Origin of the sequence: Halomonas sp. Bachu 37 (genome assembly GCF_039691755.1) — a bacterium.
Taxonomy (GTDB): Bacteria; Pseudomonadota; Gammaproteobacteria; order Pseudomonadales; family Halomonadaceae; genus Vreelandella; species Vreelandella kashgarensis.
In genome coordinates, this window is the sequence record NZ_CP137552.1 from 1,258,739 (window position 1) to 1,274,541 (window position 15,803).

At 57.7% G+C, this 15,803-nt stretch carries 14 protein-coding genes and 1 pseudogene; 10 read left to right on the forward strand and 5 right to left on the reverse strand.

Going from position 1 to position 15,803, the window contains the following annotated elements; genetic code table 11:
* Nucleotides 1-62: 62 nt before the first annotated feature.
* Both R5M92_RS05810 and R5M92_RS05815 read left to right on the forward strand, forming a co-directional pair.
* On the forward strand, nt 63-938 hold the full coding sequence (locus tag R5M92_RS05810) for a LysR family transcriptional regulator (RefSeq protein WP_346798533.1): 876 nt from the start codon (nt 63-65) through the stop codon (nt 936-938).
* Between the two features lie 132 nt (nt 939-1,070).
* Entirely contained in the window at nt 1,071-2,669 is a 1,599-nt protein-coding gene (locus tag R5M92_RS05815; protein ID WP_346798534.1) for a mechanosensitive ion channel family protein, read from the forward strand.
* On the opposite strand, the pseudogene R5M92_RS05820 reads toward R5M92_RS05815, so the two are convergent.
* Nucleotides 2,640-2,890 (reverse strand): annotated as a pseudogene (locus tag R5M92_RS05820) (Txe/YoeB family addiction module toxin). The gene R5M92_RS05815 and the pseudogene R5M92_RS05820 overlap by 30 nt on opposite strands.
* A gap of 115 nt (nt 2,891-3,005) precedes the next feature.
* Here R5M92_RS05820 and R5M92_RS05825 point away from each other — a divergent pair.
* Complete coding sequence (locus R5M92_RS05825; RefSeq protein ID WP_346798536.1) at nt 3,006-4,316, forward strand: hypothetical protein; 1,311 nt, start codon at nt 3,006-3,008, stop codon at nt 4,314-4,316.
* Between the two features lie 8 nt (nt 4,317-4,324).
* Here the strand turns inward: R5M92_RS05825 and R5M92_RS05830 are convergent, their stop codons facing one another.
* Nucleotides 4,325-4,843, reverse strand: a complete 519-nt coding sequence (locus R5M92_RS05830) for a zinc ribbon-containing protein (RefSeq protein WP_346798538.1) — start codon at nt 4,841-4,843, stop codon at nt 4,325-4,327.
* A gap of 184 nt (nt 4,844-5,027) precedes the next feature.
* Between R5M92_RS05830 and leuS the strand changes: the two genes are divergently transcribed.
* From leuS to R5M92_RS05865, 7 genes are all read left to right on the forward strand, one after another.
* Nucleotides 5,028-7,613, forward strand: coding sequence for a leucine--tRNA ligase (gene leuS / locus R5M92_RS05835; RefSeq protein ID WP_346798540.1), 2,586 nt, complete (start codon nt 5,028-5,030; stop codon nt 7,611-7,613).
* Complete coding sequence (locus tag R5M92_RS05840; RefSeq protein WP_346798542.1) at nt 7,610-8,107, forward strand: hypothetical protein; 498 nt, start codon at nt 7,610-7,612, stop codon at nt 8,105-8,107. Before leuS ends, R5M92_RS05840 begins: the two co-directional genes overlap by 4 nt.
* Nucleotides 8,104-9,162 (forward strand): DNA polymerase III subunit delta, encoded by a 1,059-nt coding sequence (gene holA / locus R5M92_RS05845; protein ID WP_346798543.1) that lies wholly within the window; start codon nt 8,104-8,106, stop codon nt 9,160-9,162. The genes R5M92_RS05840 and holA overlap by 4 nt, the downstream gene beginning before the upstream one ends.
* A gap of 157 nt (nt 9,163-9,319) precedes the next feature.
* Entirely contained in the window at nt 9,320-9,721 is a 402-nt protein-coding gene (locus R5M92_RS05850) for a PA2779 family protein (protein ID WP_346798545.1), read from the forward strand.
* Nucleotides 9,722-9,730: 9 nt separating this feature from the next.
* A complete protein-coding gene (locus R5M92_RS05855; protein WP_346798546.1) occupies nt 9,731-10,678 on the forward strand; it encodes a PA2778 family cysteine peptidase in 948 nt (315 codons plus the stop codon).
* Nucleotides 10,679-10,833: 155 nt separating this feature from the next.
* Nucleotides 10,834-11,367, forward strand: a complete 534-nt coding sequence (locus R5M92_RS05860) for a hypothetical protein (RefSeq protein WP_346798548.1) — start codon at nt 10,834-10,836, stop codon at nt 11,365-11,367.
* Nucleotides 11,364-12,581, forward strand: a complete 1,218-nt coding sequence (locus R5M92_RS05865) for a GGDEF domain-containing protein (protein ID WP_346798550.1) — start codon at nt 11,364-11,366, stop codon at nt 12,579-12,581. The genes R5M92_RS05860 and R5M92_RS05865 overlap by 4 nt, the downstream gene beginning before the upstream one ends.
* Before the next feature lie 17 nt (nt 12,582-12,598).
* Here R5M92_RS05865 and sthA read toward each other — a convergent pair whose 3' ends face one another.
* From sthA to nqrF, 3 genes are all read right to left on the reverse strand, one after another.
* Nucleotides 12,599-13,990, reverse strand: coding sequence for a Si-specific NAD(P)(+) transhydrogenase (gene sthA / locus R5M92_RS05870; RefSeq protein ID WP_346798551.1), 1,392 nt, complete (start codon nt 13,988-13,990; stop codon nt 12,599-12,601).
* Nucleotides 13,991-14,102: 112 nt separating this feature from the next.
* Entirely contained in the window at nt 14,103-14,360 is a 258-nt protein-coding gene (gene nqrM, locus R5M92_RS05875) for a (Na+)-NQR maturation NqrM (protein ID WP_346798553.1), read from the reverse strand.
* A 139-nt stretch (nt 14,361-14,499) separates the two neighbouring features.
* Nucleotides 14,500-15,732, reverse strand: a complete 1,233-nt coding sequence (gene nqrF / locus R5M92_RS05880) for an NADH:ubiquinone reductase (Na(+)-transporting) subunit F (protein ID WP_346798555.1) — start codon at nt 15,730-15,732, stop codon at nt 14,500-14,502.
* Between the last annotated feature and the right edge of the window lie 71 nt (nt 15,733-15,803).

Sequence of the window (15,803 nt, forward strand, 5' to 3'; positions counted from 1 at the left end):
CCGACGTGCTGATAAATGCAATTCATGTTATTCATAGAAACGATTCCAAACAGGAATACAACATGGATACGCAAAGCCTTCAGGCCTTTCTCGCCGTAGCACAAACCCATAGCTTCTCACGGGCGGCTGAAATGCTTCATCTTACCCAGCCGGCGGTGAGCAAACGCATCGCCGTACTGGAGGACCAGGTCGGTATACGCTTGTTCGACCGCATCGGGCGACGCATCTCGCTGACCGAAGCGGGTGACGTGCTGCTGCCCCAGGCCCGGCGAATTCTCTTCACGGTGGAAGATAGCCGGCGTGCCATCGCCAACCTGGCCGGCCATGTCGGCGGACGGTTGACGCTGGCCACCAGCCACCACATCGGGCTGCACCGCTTGCCGCCGCTGCTCAAGCAGTATACCCAACGGCATCCCGAGGTAGAGCTGGACCTTCGCTTCATCGATTCCGAAATGGCCTACCAGGGGGTACTGGACGGCACCCTGGAAATGGCGGTGGTCACGCTTGCCCCCCACCCCGTCGAGCAGCTTCACGTGGTCGAGTTGTGGCGCGACCGCTTGTGCTTCGTGTGCGGCGCCGATCACCCCTTGGCAAGCCGGGGGCGGCTCTCGCTGGAAGCGCTGTGCCGGTACAACTGCCTGATGCCGGGAGCGAAGACCTTCACCCGCTCGCTGATCGAGCAGCGCTTTGCCGAAGCGGGTCTTGCCCTGCCGGTGAGTATATCGACCAACTACCTGGAAACGCTCAAGATGATGTGTGGCGTCGACCTCGGCTGGAGCCTGCTGCCGGAGAAAATGATCGATAGCGGGCTGGTGGAGCTCGCGGTAGATACCGCCCCGCTCTACCGCCCGCTGGGTTATCTGGTCCACACCAATCGCACGCTTTCCAATGCCGCAAGCAAGATGATCGAGGAGCTGGAAGAGAGCCGAAGCGAATAGCCATGCCGGTTGTCTTTGGGGTCTCTTATTGCGCTAACCTTGAAGGATTGTCGCTACCCGAAGTCGACTGGTCTGCACTCGGTATAGCCCAGCCCTATCGGTACTCTATTAAAAGTATGTACAAGGATGGCTATGGCCGCTTTTCTTACCCTTTCAGCCGCACACCTGTCTCTACGAGCCTGCGGTCAGCTATTGCTACTGTTGAGCATGGTCTATGGAGGATCGGCTCATGCCGTAGAGGACGTGCCAGGTAGCCCCGCCCCCCTGGAAGCCAATGGCGTAGAACAGCGCAGTACTGGCAAAACTGAGACGGCCGAGTCCTCTGCACCGGTGACGCCTGCACCTGCTATCAGTGGTGAGAGCACAAACAATGCGCAGATCGAAACCACCCCCTCACCGCTCAAAGACAATGAGATTCAACAGCGTATCAGCGGAATTTTTTCTGAAATTGATGGACTGGGGGCAATTGAAGTCAACGTTTCCCAAGGCATAGTCACCCTAGCGGGTGAAACGGCCAATGAACGAAAAGCCCAGCAGGCGCTCAGTTTAGCCAACCGCCTGACCGACGTGGTAACGGTAGATGACCACATTAACCGTACGCTGGACGTACAGGATAATGTCTCGACCGCCTATCAAGGCCTAAGGACCAGGGGCCAGAACCTGGTCAAGGCCTTGCCCCTATTATTGGTCGGCTTCCTGCTGTTTGCACTGGTCGCTTGGTTTGGCGCCTGGCTGTCTAGACGGCAAAAACTGTGGCAACGACTGACGCCTAATCCATTCGTGGCCGAATTGTTGGCACAAACCATCAAAGTCATTTTTATTATCTTCGGGCTGATACTGGCATTAAGCCTGATAGGCGCTGAGACGGTTATAGGCACACTGCTGGGCGGTGCCGGGGTGATCGGCATTGCCATTGGTTTTGCCGTAAAAGACACGATTGAAAATTACATTGCCTCATTGATGCTCAGTATTCGCCAACCCTTTCAGGCGCGAGATCATGTGGTCATCAATGACAGAGAAGGGATCGTCGTTCGCCTCACCTCCCGCGCCACGATTCTCATGACGTTAGAGGGCAATCAGCTACGTATTCCCAACGCTGACGTATTCAAAGGCGTTATCCTCAATTACACCCAGAATCCGGAGCGCCGCTTTACTTTTGAACTAGGGGTTGATGCAAATGACGACCCCCTAGCGGCTATCAAGGTGGGACTTGATGCCATTCATAAATTAGACTTTGTATTGGCTGAGCCCAAGGCCATTGCCATTATTACTCACGTAGGAGATTCCAACATCATATTGGAATTTTTAGTGTGGGTAGATCAGTCGAAGACAGACTTTGGCAAAGCCCGCAGTATTGCCATTCGTGAAACCAAGCATGCCCTGGAAAATCAAGGGTTCAGCCTACCCGAACCGATCTATCGCTTACGCTTCAACCCCAAACTTGAACAAGTGCTGGAAGACTCACAGGTCAATAACGCAGGTTCGCTCAACCCTGATACGACGCCACCCCCGACCACGTCTGATTCCCAAACAGCCATACGGCCTAAAATGATTGACGATAGAGACAAACAACAGGCCAAAGCGCGGGCAAAGGAGATATTGCGTGGGCAAGATGCCGATGAGGTGCTGGATGCACGGCCTGACGAGAAGCTAATGCAAAAAATAGAACAGGAAATTGCTGAGAATTCTAATGGAACCGATTTATTGAATAAAAACTCTCCGCGAGAGTAGCCATGTTCCAAAGCCCGAGAGCTTTACCACTAGCTCGTCTTCGAGTACTTGATATACCAAGCGATGCTGAATGTTGATACTTCGCGAATAGCGCCCGCAAGAATATCAATGAGCTTCTCAAACGGAGGCGGCTTGCGGCAGGGGTCTTCCGCAATCATTGCAAGCAGTTCCTGCGCTTTTGGCTTGAGGCCGCTGGGAGATGCATCGATGGCACCTCTCATCGCTGCCTACAGGCTCGTTAGCGCGCGATGAATACCCAAATTTCCCCTCCCCTTTATTGGTGGTTTTTTTACAAGAACCCGATTAGCCTGCTAACTCAACCAGTAAGGGATCGAGATGCAAGAGACGACTCCTCGGCAGCGCTTGGCGGGCGTGCTCATACTACTTGGGCTTATCGTGCAGATTGCGGGTTTTACCGGCGAGTTATCGACCGCTCATGCAGTGAGCTACTTGCTGTGGGCGGGAGTGGCGCTGCTGTGGCGGGATATTCCCAGGCGCTCGCGCTTTCAGGCAGGTGTGCTGATCGGATTGGGTGCGGGAATGTTGGTGGTGGCGCGATTTGTTTACGGCGCTGAGGTCGATTGGCCTGCCATGCTGCAGGGTAATGTGTTCGTGGTGGCCATGCTGGTGGGCGTCAGCTTTATCTCGCTGATTGGCAAGCAAGGCAATAAAGGCGCATCGGGAAGCCGACTGACCGGAGCCGGTGGCGTGCTGCGCACTTGGCTGGGGGTGCATTTTCTGGGCACGATTTTAAACCTTTCGACCGTATTCATGGTCGGCGATAAATTGGCGCGGCGGGGGCCGCTCACCATCCCCCAGCTATTGGCGCTTAATCGTGGGCTTTCCAGCGCGGCGTTGTGGTCGCCATTCTTTGCCTCCATGGCGGTGGTGATCGCGCTGGTGCCGGATGTGCAGTATGCGCGAATTGCAATGGTGGGCTTCCCCCTGGCAATGGTCTCGGGCTTACTCACCACGCTGGAGTTGCGCCGGCGGTTCGATCTTGCCGATGTGGCAGGATTTTCTCTCTCCCCTCGCAGCCTGTTGATGCCAGTGGGCATGGCGCTGCTAGTGATGCTGTTTCACTTCTGGCTGACACCTTCGCTCACGATTGTAAGTATCATTACCTTTCTGCTGCCCGGCGTGGCGCTACTGAGCAACCTGCCCCAGGGGCCACGCTGGACCTTACGCCGGATTCGCCAACATACCACCACTCGGCTACCGGCCATGCGTGGGGAAATTTCGCTGTTCCTGGCGGCGGGTCTGCTGACGATAGGGCTATCGACTCTCGTGAGTGCAGCTGCGGGTAGCGACTGGACGCTATTTGCGACATTCGGCGCGCCTCAGGCGATGATAAGCTTCGTGGCGATCACGCTTAGCGCGCTCGCGGGGCTGCATCCGATCATCGGTGTGTCGGTGCTGGCATCGATACTGAACATGCAGGGAGACGAACAGACGCTGTTCGCCTTCGTGGCGCTGGGTTCCTGGGCGTTCGGCACCAGCGTAGGCCCCCTGTCGGGAATAAACCTCTCCCTGCAAGGACGCTACGGGGTCAGCGGGTATCGAATGATGAAGAACAACCTGGGCTATGCGGCCGCCATGAGCGCGCTGGTACTGGCTGCCATCGCGCTCGTGGCCTGGTGGCAATGAGATATCGGCTAGACGGCCGCGCCGTTATGGACACGGGCGAAATAGCGGTGCCCGCAGGCATGGCAAGGCTCGATACGCGCTACGCTGGTAAGCGTCACTTCGGCATCGCAATGAACGCACGCCATACGGCCTGGCGCGGCGATTTCGCCCTCGCAGTAGTCCGCACGTGCGGCTTCCAGGTCGTCCGCCAGGCGCTCCCGGTCGACGCTGCTGCGATCGGCGATGGAGAGCAGCGATTCCGCCACACGCCGCGAGAGCCGGCTCAAGTCGATTCCCAGCCACTGGGCCAGGTGCTTTCCGCTATCCGCCAGGTACAGGCGCATGTCCTTCAGGTCACGCTCAACCCAGGCGCGCAGCAGTGCCAGTTCATCCTTGGTGTACTCCTCGAGTTCGGTCTCGAATGCCACCGCCTCGTCCAGCTCATGCTGGAGATTCTCCCAGCTCAGCTCATTGGCACCATCCTGCACCCGCGCCAGGAGTCGTTCGTAGCCCTCGCGCAGACGGTGATCGTTATGCTTCTCGTTCATGATGGCACTCCTTTATTTTCCACTGTTCACGACTTGCTCCGGCTCGGCGAGGCAACTAACCGTTAGCCGTTCAAGGTTTTATCCGCATAGGATACAATCGAGCGAAGCAAACTGACATACGTCATCCACCATTCACCTTGCGCTCGCTATGCGGGCCAGTACGCCAAGGCATTGACAACTTCCGATGGACGCACATTTCAGCCCCCGTGAGATCGAACGCGACGCCCAGCAGTTCTGGGATCAAAACCAGTGCTTCAAGGCGGTAGAAGACGCCAACCGCGAGAAGTTCTACTGCCTGTCGATGTTTCCCTACCCTAGCGGCAAGCTACACATGGGGCACGTGCGCAACTACACCATCGGCGATGTGGTATCGCGTTTTCAGCGTATGCAGGGCAAGAACGTCATGCAGCCCATGGGCTGGGACGCCTTCGGCATGCCGGCGGAAAACGCCGCGATCCAGAACCAGGTTCCACCGGGCGAATGGACCTACCAGAACATCGACTACATGCGCACCCAGCTGAAAGCCCTGGGTTTCGCCTATGACTGGAGCCGCGAGTTCGCCACCTGCGACAGCGACTACTACCGCTGGGAGCAGTGGTTCTTCACCAAGCTGGTGGAAAAGGGCCTGGTTTACAAGAAGATGTCCACGGTAAATTGGGACCCGGTGGACCAGACGGTGCTGGCCAACGAGCAGGTAATCGAAGGCCGGGGGTGGCGCAGCGGCGCCTTGGTCGAGCGTAAGGAAATTCCGCTGTGGTTCTTGAAGATCACCGATTATGCCGATGAACTGCTGGCGGACCTCGACAAGGTCGAATGGCCCGAGCAGGTCAAGACAATGCAGCGCAACTGGATCGGCAAGTCCCGCGGTGTCGAGTTGAGCTTCGATATCACAACGGCCCAGGGCGAGCCGCTCGAGCCAATCAGTGTCTATACCACACGTCCCGACACCCTGATGGGCGTGACCTATGTGGCCGTGGCGGCCGGGCATCCATTGGCCAAGGCCGCTGCCGAAGGCAACGATGCACTGGCCGCGTTCTGCGACGAGTGCGCCCAGGGCGGCACTTCCGAAGCCGCGCTTGCCACCATGGAAAAGAAAGGCATGCCCACCGGGCACAAGGCGGTTCATCCGCTCAGCGGTGAGGAAGTGCCCGTCTTCGTGGCCAACTTCGTGCTGATGGAGTACGGCACCGGCGCCGTCATGGCGGTACCGGGGCACGACCAGCGCGACTGGGAGTTCGCCACCAAGTACGCCCTTCCCATCAAAGCGGTGATCGCCGACGACAGCGGCCAGGCGCCCGATCTTTCCCAAGGTGCCTACGCCGAATACGGCAAGCTAATCAATTCCGGTGAATTCGACGGGCTCGAATTCCAGGCCGCCTTCGACGCCATCGCCGCCAAGCTGGAATCGCTGGGTCGCGGCGAGGTGAAGACCAATTTCCGCCTGCGCGACTGGGGCGTCGCCCGTCAGCGCTATTGGGGTGCGCCGATTCCGGTCAAGTACGGCCCCGAAGGCCAGACGGTTCCGCTGACCGATGATGAACTTCCGGTCAAGCTGCCCATGGAAGTCACCGTGGACGCCTCCGGCTCGCCACTCAAGAAAATGCCGGAATTCTACGACCTGGGCGATGGCTGGACGCGCGAGACCGATACCTTCGACACCTTCATGGAGTCCTCCTGGTACTACGCCCGCTTTGCCTGCGCGGACAATCCTGACGCCATGCTCGACGAGCGTGCCAACTACTGGCTACCGGTGGATCTCTATATCGGCGGTATCGAGCACGCCATTCTGCACCTGCTCTATGCACGCTTCTTCCACAAGCTGATGCGCGACTTCGGGCTGGTCGACTCCGACGAGCCGTTCCAGCAGTTGCTGACCCAGGGCATGGTCATCGCCGAGACGTACTACCGCTCCACCGCCAACGGCGGCAAGCAGTGGTTCAACCCGGCGGATGTCGAGGTCAAGCGCGACGACAAAGGCCGCCCGGTGAGCGCCGTGCTGGCAAGCGACGGGCAACCGGTGGAAATGGGCGGCATCGAGAAGATGTCCAAGTCTAAGAACAACGGCGTCGATCCACAATCGATGATCGATCGTTTTGGTGCCGATACCGTGCGCCTGTTCATGATGTTCGCCGCCCCACCGGAGCAATCACTCGAGTGGTCGGATTCCGGTGTCGAGGGCGCCCACCGCTTCTTGAAGCGGCTGTGGCGACAGGTCTCCGAGCACCTCGAGGCAGTTAAGCCCGCCGCGCTGGATGCCGCTTCGCTCGGCAATGAGCAGAAAGCGCTGCGCCGCAAGACCCACGAGACCATCCGGAAAGCCAGTGACGACATCGGCCGCCGCACCACCTTCAATACGGCAATTGCCGCGGTGATGGAGCTCTCCAATGCCGTTGCCAAGTTCACCGATACATCAGCGCAAGGTTTGGCGGTCAGCCGTGAAGCGCTCGAGGCTTGCGTGCTGCTGCTGGCTCCCATTACGCCGCATACAAGCCATGCGCTGTGGCAGGCACTGGGCAACACGCAACCGGCAATCGATGCGCCCTGGCCGGCAGTCGACGAGGCAGCACTCGCCCGTGACACCATCGAGCTGGTGGTTCAGGTCAATGGCAAGCTCCGGGCTCGCCTGGAGATTCCCACCGATGCCGAAAAGGCGGCTGTCGAGTCGCTGGCCCTGGAACATGAGAACGTCAAGCGTCATATTGAGGGCAAGACGGTACGCAAGGTGATCGTGGTCCCCGGCAAACTGGTGAATATCGTGGTGAGCGGATGAAACGACGCGAGCTATTACGTAATGGGCTGGCAGCGGGTATCGCGGCGCTGACCTTGGGGGGATGCGGTTTTCACCTGCGTGGAAACGAGCAAAATCATAGGCTGCCCGCTTTGACGCTGACGGGTGACACCACCTCTCCCTTCGCCCGGGAATTTCGCGCCAGCGTCGAATTTAGCGACGTCGAGCTACGAGCCGACGCGCCCTGGGTCGTCACCCTGGGTACGCCACGCCTGCTGGAGCGTCGCCTGGGCGCCGATGATCGAGCCAGCAACGAACATGAGCTCAGCCTTGAAGTGGAGATTGCCCTGCAGGCACGGGACACCGGTGCCTACCACCTGCACCCCTCCCTGCTGCGAGAAACCACCCGGCTGCGCTTAAGCGATGATGACCTTCTCAACCGCGAGACGCTGATCAGCGATGCCGTGGATGAGCTCTCCCAGCGCCTTGCACGGCGGGCGCTGGAACGCCTGGCCAATATCGAGTCGTGGCGGTGAAAGTCTTTGCCGATCAGCTTCCCGCCGCCCTGGCCAATAAGCTTCCCAAGGTGGTGATTGTCGCCGGTGAAGAGCCGCTGCAGCACCGCGATGCCTGCGATGCGGTTCGCTCCGCAGCTCGCGAAGCCGGCATCGAGGAGCGTGAAGTGCTGGACGTGGAAGCCAATTTCGCCTGGGGACGGCTGCATGAAGCGGCCGGTAACCTTTCGCTGTTCGCCTCCTCCAAGCTGCTGGAACTGCGTATGGGCAAGCACGCCCTGGGGCAGGAAGGTGCGAAGGCACTGGCAGGCTACGCCGAGCGTTTGTCGCAAAGGGAGGACATCCTGCTGATCAGTATGGGCAAGCTCGATGCCAGACAGCAAAAGAGCGCCTGGTTCAAGGCGCTGGATAAACACGGCCTGTTCGTGCCGGTATGGCCGGTGGACACCAGTCGGCTCGGGTATTGGCTGCGCGACCGCGGCGCACGCCATGGCTTGACGCTGGACATGGACGCAGCCCGGCTACTGGGGGAGCGTACCGAAGGCAATCTGCTGGCGGCCGACCAGGCGTTACAGAAGCTGGCGCTGCTTTCGCCATCTGGGGCGCGTATTACCGCCGACACGATCGCCCAGGGTGTCGAGGATAGCGCCCGCTATGATGTGTTCACCCTGACCGATGCCTGCCTGAAAGGCGAGAAAGCCCGGGTGTCACGCATCGTCTATGGGTTACGAAGCGAAGGCGTCGAGGCTCCCATTGTGCTGTGGGCCTTGAGCCGCGAACTGCGCACCCTGCTCTCGCTGCAGCAGCATCTCGACCAGGGCCAGAGCTTCGATCACGCCTGCAAGGCGCAGAAACCCATGATCTTCGACAAGCGGCGCCCGGCCTACCAGAAGGCTATCAGCCGCCTGCCGCTGAAGCGCCTGCATAAGCTGTTGCTGATGGCGCAACGCTTGGATCTTGCCATCAAGGGAGCGGCGGACATTCCCACCTGGCAGGGATTGCACGATTTGGCCTTCACGCTTGCCGGTGGACGAGGACTGCTGGCCGACTCCCCCGCCACTTACCGAGCACGATAAGCGCATCAATCGTTTTGTATTGACTCGAAAACGAAGAGGACAAACTGGATGAGAAATTCCGGCAAGTGATATATAAATAAAAAGTGTGATATTCGTAATACGTGGGAAACCTCACCTTACTTCTTTAATTTCTGCTTACCACAAGGAAGAAAAGACCATGACGAAACTGCGCGTATATCTGACCCCGCTGCTGATCATCGCCCTGCTGGCCGGCAGTTTTTCCGCCTCGGCCGCACCGGCCACCATTAGCAACGACAATACGCTGATTTCGACCCAGGAAGCCTTGAGTGCCGATAATAGTGGTGCCGAGCGTGAACGTATTCATGAACTACTGGCCAGGGCGGATGTTCAGGATCAACTCCTTGCCCACGGAGTCAGCATGGAAGAAGTCCACGAACGTGTCGCCGCCCTGAGCGACGCCGAAGCCCATCAGATGGCCGAGCAACTGGAACAGCTTCCCGCTGGTGCGGGAGCCGTCGGGGCCCTCTTCGCCGTATTCGTGATCCTTCTGATTACCGATATCCTGGGCTTGACCGACGTCTATCCGTTTACGCGCTGAGTCGCTCCCATGTCGCGACTTTACTACGCCCGTTCTGCGGGCGTTTTGCTTATTCTGGCCTTGCTAACCGGGTGTGCCACCGCCGTACATCTGCAGGACACCACGTTACGCTCGCTGCCCCAGCAGGTTCTACTAGTGGATGTGCCGTTTCATGCCCAGAGCGAATATCAGTGTGGCCCCGCATCACTGGCCATGGTGCTCAATCACCGTGATATCGACACCACGGTGGAAGAGCTGATTCCCCAGGTCTTCCTGCCGGGTCGCGATGGTAGCTTGCAACCCGAGATGCTGGCAACGACACGCCGGCACGCCAAGGTAGCCTTTCCCATTGATGCCTCGATGGATGCCTTGCTGAAGGAAGTTGCAGCAGGTCATCCGGTGGTTGTGATGCAAAACCTCGCCCTACCAGCCTGGCCCATGTGGCATTACGCCGTGGCAATCGGCTATGACCTACAAAAACAGGAGATCATCCTGCACAGCGGGGAGAACCGCGAACACAGCATGGCGTTCAGCCGTTTCGATGCCACCTGGGCACGCAGCGACCGGTGGGGGTTCATCGTCCTACCCCCGGGCGAGCTTCCGAGCGATACCGCACCATACCGAGCCATGGACGCCATCAGCTCATTTGAAGAAGTGCAAGGCGCGCGAGCTGCATTACCCAGCTGGCTAGCGCTCAGTACCGCCTATCCCGACTTCGCCATGGGCCATTTCGCGCGGGGTAACGCCCTGTATGCCACGAACTCAGTGTCTTCAGCGCAGCGAGCGTTTCGTCGTGCTATACAAGAAGACGATTCACTCGGTGCCGCCTGGCTGAATCTGGGGCTGTTGCAAGCACAACAAGGCGAGCATGACGAAGCGCTTGAATCCTTGCATCAAGCCGCCGCCATTCCCGGCCCTTGGCAATCCCGCGCCAGACAAACACTCGAAGCTTCAGGCGACTTTAATAAGTCGCCTTAATGATTTTCCTGCTTTTGATCATCCCCTTTTCCGCTCACGCTTCAGCGCAAAATAATGGAGTTTGATGATGGCTAAGCTCACTGCAATTTGTTTTATTCATAGGAGGGTCGTTATGGACTAACGGCGAGGTTACTTGATCAACAAGGAGTTGACTCATGAATGCTTGGTTTACTGCGACCGTTCCGTCTGTGCTGAGCGCGTGGTTCTTTTTCTGCATCATGAGCCTGGCTCCCGTGTGGGGCAATACCTACCCGGTCACACCCAGTACTCTTGCTCCACTCGAGGATGACGAGCCGGTGCTTTCCATGTCGATCGACAATCAGCAATACCAGCTGTCACGAGCTCAGATCGAGAGTTACCCCCTCTATGATGTCGACATGGAGCATCCAGCAGGCCTGGAAGGCCGCTTTACCGGCGTTTGGCTGGATGATTTTCTTGAAGGCGAAGGTGTTTCTCCCCAGGAAAGAATCCGCTTGGTAGCCCATGATAAGTACACCGTGTTTCTCAATGAAGCAGAACGTCGCAATACGCGTTATCTATTGGTCACGCGATTGGACGGGGAACCCTTGAGCCGAGAGCAGTTCGGGCCGTTACTGCTTGTGGCTCCCGAGGAAGCCGACCGGGTCAATGCAGGTATCTTGCCCATGACCCGGTGGATATGGGCGATTGGGGAGATATATCAACAATGAACACGTCCAATGCCTTCCCCACCCGGCGCACTCGATTCACTCGTTGGTGCCTGGCTGCGGGCTTTGCCGTGATTGCCGGGGTCGCCGCGCTGCTGATCGGTCTCTACGTGCATCATGTAAGGCAACAAGTCGGCTCCGACTACACTGCGCTGGTTGCCGACATCGTTCGCGCCCAACAGCTCGGCCCACAACTGGAGCTGGCATTGGACAACCTTGTCGAGCAGCCCACCCCCCAATACCTGCATCAACTCAATCAGTTGACATGGCTTGCCGAACAGCAGTTGAAGAGTGCGCAACAGGGACTGGAACGCTACCCGTTATTGACCCGCGATTACGCTTATCTGCAAGACGATATCTATCTGCTGGAACAGCAACTGACGGAACTGGCCGAGCTCGCCCCTCATGCCAGAGACCGCGCCGCATTGACCGAGTTACAGCAATTGGGGAGCAATATCGAAGTCAACCTGGCATGGATATACAGTGAGCTCAACAACCTGGTACATACCGCAGTGGGACATCAGCGCTTGATGAGCCAACGCCTCGCCCAGGCGGTTACCGCCCTGGTAGCTCTAGTACTGCTGATTACCGCCATCCTGTTGGCCGCAGTGCTTCATCTGCAACGCCAGCGTAATACCATGCAACAGTTGATGCTGACCGATGAACTGACTGGCTTGTTCAACAGGCGCTACCTGGTCGCCACGATTTCCAATCAACTAGCCCAGGCACGCCGCCAGCATCAGCCCGTGAGCTTTATGCTGATGGATCTGGATCACTTCAAGTATATCAATGATACTTATGGTCATCCGGTGGGAGATGAAGTCTTGCGGCGGGTAACTCGGCGTATTGCCGCACTGAGTCGTGAAATCGACACGCTGGCGCGCATCGGTGGTGAGGAGTTTTGTCTTCTCATGCCCAACACCAGCAAGGAAGCGGCGGAACAGGTCGCCGCTCGTATTCGCGAAGAGATCGCAGCACTGCCACTGGACACTGTCACAGCGACACTCGGGGTGACCATCAGCATCGGTCTTACCACGACGGAAAACGGTGAACATACATTCGAGCAGCTCTACTCCTTCGCTGACCAGGCGCTTTACCAGGCCAAGGAGAAAGGCCGTGATCGCACGGAAACCGTGCTACCCCCTTTTCCCGTCGGTAGTTCCCCCAGCACACGTCCGCCTGCTCTGCATAACTATCATCAAGAGCGCCACGTTTAGGGCTGGAAGATGTAAGGCTAGAAAACGCGGTTGAGCCCATTCTGCGCCGCCACCCGGTAGGCTTCGGCCATGGTGGGATAATTGAAGGTGGTATTGATGAAATACTTGAGCGTATTCGCTTGCCCTTTCTGTTGCATGATCGCCTGACCGATATGAACGATTTCAGACGCCTGGTCGCCAAAACAGTGGATGCCCAGCAGCTCCAGGGTATCCTGATGGAACAGGATCTTCAGCATACCCACGGTATCACCGGTAATCTGCGCTCTCGCCGTGTCCTTGAAAAAGGCCTGGGCAACTTCGTAAGGTACCTTTGCTTCCGTCAGCTCACGCTCGTTGGCTCCGAACGAGCTGATTTCCGGTATGGTGTAGATTCCGGTAGGCACATCCGACACGAACCGAAAGTCCTTTTCCAACAGTTCATTGCTCGAGTTGAGCCCCTGGTCGTAGGCAGCACTGGCAAGACTCGGCCAGCCAATGACATCGCCGCCAGCATAGATGTGTGGAATCGTGGTGCGATAATGCTCATCCACATGTAGCTGACCCCGCCCGTTGGCCTCCAGGCCGATGTTCTCCAGGCCCAGACTATCGGTATTACCAGTACGACCGTTAGCCCACAAGAAGGCATCGGCACGCAGCTTCTTGCCCGATTTCAAATATACCGTGACTCCGGTTTCATCTCCCTCCACTCGCTCATACTCTTCGTTATGGCGGATCAACACACCATGCTTGCGCAAGTGGTAGGAAAGCGCATCACTGATCTCGTCATCCAGAAACGAGAGCAGACTATCACGGTTATTGATCAAGTCGACCTTGAGGCCCAGTCCCGAGAAAATGGAAGCGTATTCACAACCGATGACACCGGCACCGAAGATGATCAGAGTACGCGGTGTATGCGACAGACTCAGGATGGTATCGGAGCAGTAGATACGCGGGTGACGAAAGTTGATATCGGCGGGGCGATAAGGCCTCGAGCCTGTGGCGATAACGATCTTGGGCGCAACGAGTTCCTCGACGCCTTCGTGGTTATCGCGGACCAGCACCGTGTGCTCGTCCTTGAAATGTGCCAGCCCATTGAACAGGTCGATGCGATTGCGTGCATAGAAGTTGGTACGCATCGCCACTTGCTTGTCGATGGTGTCGTGACAACGTTCCATGATCTTGGGAAACGAGAACCAACGCGGCTCGCCGATATCGCGGAACATACGGTTGGTATTGAACTGCATGATCTGCTTGACTTGGTGGCGAAGCGCCTTGGAAGGGATCGTTCCCCAATGAGTACAGTTACCCCCCACCTGGCTCTGCTTCTCTATCACGGCCACGCGCTTGCCGTGCTTGGCAGCGTTGATAGCGGCGCTCTCCCCCGCCGGTCCCGTACCGATAACCACTACGTCATAGTGATGGACTGCCATAAGTCTTTGCTACTCCCTTGATCCCTTGTGTACGAGGAGAGGCCGGCTTCGCCACAAGCCAACCTCACCCCCTTCCGTAGGCTGATACTATTCTTTCAAGTCAACGCAATATTTACCGCCGGGTGGCATCGTACCCCAGATCCGCGCCGCGACTCTCGTCACTGCGGCGTCTTTCTTCGAGGCGGCGCTTACGATTCTCTTCTTCACAGACCTCGTCCTTGCCACCACAGATATCACAGCCCTGCTTGAGCCCCAGCTGGTTCAGCCCACCGCAGGAACCAGCGATCGGCTTGCGCCCCATGAGCACACCTACTGCCATGGCCGCGACGCCCAACAACATGAACCCTAGAACCAATAACCAAATCGTCATACATCCTCCTATTGGGCATGTTTCCTTCCCTCAAGACAACAATACCTTGGTGAAGTGCCCTTCATATTATACCGCCACTCCAAACCAAACGGGGCCGACCTTCCGGCCAGCCCCGCAATATGCCCGTAGGCAAGTGGTATCAACCACCGAAATCATCCAGAAGGATGTTTTCCGGTTCCACCCCGAGATCAAGCAGCAACTTGATCACCGAGGCGTTCATCATCGGCGGACCACACATGTAGTACTCGCAATCCTCGGGGGCCGGATGGTCCTTGAGGTAATTCTCGTACAACACGTTGTGGATGAATCCGGTCGGTCCTTCCCAATTGTCTTCCGGCTGCGGATCGGAAAGCGCCAGGTGCCATTCGAAGTTGGGGAACTCCTCGGCCAGCTGATCATACTCTTCGTTATAGAAGGTTTCCCTCCAGGAGCGAGCACCGTACCAGAACGAAATCTTGCGATCGCTCTTGAGACGCTTGAGCTGATCGAAGATATGACTGCGCATCGGTGCCATGCCTGCACCACCACCGATGAAGATCATTTCCGCATCGGTATCCTTGGCGAAGAATTCACCGAAGGGTCCCATGACGGTCACTTTATCGCCCGCCTTCAAGCTGAAGACATAAGTCGACATCAGACCAGGCGGATGGCTGGTACCGGGAGGAGGCGTGGCAATACGGATATTGAACTTGAGGATGCCCTTTTCTTCCGGATAGTTCGCCATGGAGTAGGCGCGAATAACTTCCTCGTTATTCTTGTGGGAGGTCTTGAATAGATCGAACTTCTCCCAGTCGCCGCGGTACTCCTCTTCGATATCGAAGTCGGAGAACTTGATATCGTAGGGCGGCGCTACCAGCTGCACGTAGCCGCCGGCACGGAACGCCACTTCCTCGCCTTCAGGAAGCTTCAGGTTCAATTCCTTGATGAACGTGGCCACGTTGGGGTTGGCGATGACTTCGCACTCCCACTTCTTGACCCCGAACACCTCTTCCGGCACTTCCACCTTCATGTCCTGCTTCACCGGCACCTGGCAGGAAAGGCGCCAGCCTTCCTTCTTCTCGCGCATGGTGAAGTGGGATTCTTCGGTCGGCAGGATGGAGCCGCCGCCCTCTTCCACGCGGCACTTGCACTGTGCGCAGGAGCCGCCGCCGCCACAGGCGGAAGAGAGAAAAATGCCGTTGGCCGCCAGCGTATTCAATAGCTTGCCGCCGGCTTGCGTAGTCAGGGTGTGCTCCGGGTCACCGTTGACCTCGATAGTCACATCCCCGCTACTCACGAGCTTGCTGCGTGCCGCCAGGATCACCCCTACCAGGCCGATAACGACCACGGTGAACATGACCACACCAAGCAAGATGACAGTTGTATCAACCATGTCGGTTTCCTATTGCTGGATGTTGTCTTGACCCGACAGCCGCTATTGGCAGCTGCCGGGAGACCAAACCC